Raw genomic sequence first — 364 nt, 5'->3', positions numbered from 1 at the left:
TATTATCATATCTCTCGTTTCGGAGGCGGTGCGTTGATTAAGGCGTCCAATGAGTACGAGTCCAGTTTTGCGCTCAACTAACGTCAACAATGCTTGCTTGTCTTTACGGCTAATTATAGTATCGCCCTCCCAATGTCCTTGCGTTTTCCGACTTTCTACATAACTTGGACGTTGTTTAATTGACCGTTTATATCGACGGTCTCCTTCTTTAATGTTCGGCGCCTTGCAATGCCGATAAGCTTTGCCTTTTCGCCTTAGATAAGGTTTGAATTGTTCATAGCGCGCTTTATTTTGATAAAGGTAGTTATAGATTGATTGGACGCTGATTTTCTTTACACGTGCTGCAATCTGCTCTGGGCTGTAA

General features: G+C 42.6%; 1 protein-coding gene. It reads right to left on the bottom strand.

Translation table 11 applies throughout. The features are described from left to right. Positions 1–364 (bottom strand): IS30 family transposase (locus tag B9N71_RS13705; RefSeq protein WP_143422093.1); only part of this gene is annotated, 364 nt, incomplete at both ends.

The sequence above is a fragment of the Gilliamella bombi genome, from assembly GCF_900103255.1.
Taxonomy (GTDB): Bacteria; Pseudomonadota; Gammaproteobacteria; order Enterobacterales; family Orbaceae; genus Gilliamella; species Gilliamella bombi.
This window is presented reverse-complemented; position numbering and strand designations above follow the sequence as displayed.